This window comes from Streptomyces sp. NPDC088194, assembly GCF_040702025.1.
Lineage (GTDB): Bacteria > Actinomycetota > Actinomycetes > Streptomycetales > Streptomycetaceae > Actinacidiphila.
In genome coordinates, this window is record NZ_JBFBIV010000211.1 from 1 (window position 1) to 2,060 (window position 2,060).

Annotated in this window: 1 protein-coding gene; it reads left to right on the forward strand. The window is 80.5% G+C overall.

Features of this window, described 5'->3' with window-relative positions; genetic code table 11:
- The coding region (locus AB0399_RS40435; protein ID WP_366414690.1) for a helix-hairpin-helix domain-containing protein at nt 1–1,911 on the forward strand (1,911 nt) is incomplete at its 5' end.
- Nucleotides 1,912–2,060 lie beyond the last annotated feature (149 nt).

Genomic DNA, 2,060 nt, shown 5'->3' on the forward strand with positions numbered 1-2,060 from the left:
GTGACTTCGGCGCAAGGCGGGCCCGCCGGCGTGCGTCCGGCCCGCGCGGAACGCCAGGCCGCGGCGCCCGCGAGCGCCGCCCGGGCACCGCTCGACGCCGCCGCCGTGGACGCGGCCCGGCAGGTGCTCGCGGGCGGCGGAGCGCCCGGGGAACTGGCCGAGCCGGTCGTACGGGCGCTGGGCCAGGGCGCGGCCGCGCTGGTGCGGGAGGACCCGTGGGGGGTGCTCGGTCTGCCGGGGGTGCGGGTCGGGGTGGAGCAGGTGGACGCGTTCGCCCGGGCGGTGCTGGGCGGGGCGGTCGGCCCGGGCGACGAGCGGCGGGTGCGGGCGCTGGTGGGCCACGTACTGGACCGGGCCGCCGAGCAGGGCCACACCGCTCTCGACGGGGACGCGCTGCGGACCGCCCTGGCGCGCTACGCCGTACCCGACCCGGACACCGCGATCGCCGCCGCCGTCGAGGAGGGCCGGGTGCTGGTCTTCCGCGCGGAACCCGAAGGCGCGGCCGGGGCCCCGGAGGACGACGAGGACGCCGAACCGGCGCCCGTACCCCTGCTGTTCGGCCTGGACCGGTACGCCCTGGCCGAGGAGAGCCTCGCGGACGGCTGTGTACGGCTGCTGCGCTCCTTCGAGGGCGCCCCGGGCGGCGCGGGTGCCGCGGCCGGCGCCGAAGGCGCAGAGGACGGCTCAGGGGACGCCGCGGGGGGTTCGGCGGGGGGTTCTGCGGGCGGGTCGGCGGGGAGTTCGGCGCCCGACTGGGAGGCCGCCGCGGCTGCCGCCCCTTCCCCCTCCGCCGCCGAGCTGATCCGCGCGGCCGCCGGCAGCGGGCTGGTGCTGCACACCGGTGGCGAGGCGGCCCGGGCCGAACCCGCCGCGCTGGTCGCGGCCGCCCGTGCGGCGGGCCTGCGGGCGTACGCCGCCGCCTACACCGACAGCGGCAGGCGGCGGCTGGCCGCGGTTCCCGGGATCGGCGAGGACGGCGCGCTGACTGTCGCGGGCCTGCTGGCGGGCGGCCGGGCCGCCGACGGCAGCCTCCCGCTCGACCTGCTCGCGGTGCTGGACGCGCCCCAACTGTCCGTCGAGGAGGCCGCCACGCTGGTCGAGGCGGTCCCGGACGGCGCGCGGCTGGTGCTCAGCGGCGACCCGCACGCGCTGTGGTCGGCCGGGCCCGGCCGCGCGTTCGCCGACCTGCTGGCCGCGAAGGCGTGCCCCCGGGTCACCTCGCGCACCCCCGACCCGGGGCCGATCGGCGAGCTGACCTCCTGCGTGGCCATCGGCGAGCTCACCCCGGTCGACGCGCCGGACAAGGAGGTCGTGGTGGTCCCGGTGCGCGCGCCGGGCGAGGCGGTGCACCGCGCGGTGCAGCTGGTCGCGGACTCGGTGCCGCGGGCGTTCGGGGTGCCGCCGGAGCAGACCCAGGTGATCACGCTCGCGCACGGCGGCCCGGTCGGCACCCGCGCGCTCAACGCGGCCCTCAAGGAGCGGCTGAACCCCGGCCCCGGCCGGTTCGGCGGCTTCGACCCGGGCGACCGGGTGGTGCACGTGCCGGCCCCCGGCCGTACGCACCCGGCCACGGTGGTCGGCGCCGAGCCGGACGGGCTGCGGCTCGCGGGCGAGGACGGCCCGGTGCTGGTGCCGCGCGCGGAGGTCGCCGCGACCGTACGGCACGGGTGGGCGGTCACCGGCCACCAGGCGGCCGGCATCCGCTGGCCCGCGGCGGTCGTGGTGGTGCCCGGCGACGCCGGCCCGCTGCTCACCCGCGGCTGGGTCTACACCGCCTTCGGCCGCGGTGAGCGGCACCTGTCGGTCGTGCAGGGCGCGGACCAGGCGCTGGCCGCCGCCGTGGCCGGGCCGGTGGCGAAGGAGCGTACGACCCGGCTGGCGGCGGTGCTGCGGGAGCTGGCGGCGGAGTAGGCGGGGCGGCGGTACGGCTGCGCGAGCCGCGGCGGGGGCCGTGGGGGGCCCCCCCCCCCCGGGCCCGCCGGGGGGGGGGCGCCCCCCCCCGCCGGCGCGGCCGGGTAAAAAAGGGAGAGGGTAGGGGGGGGAAGAGGTTGGTTGCAAAA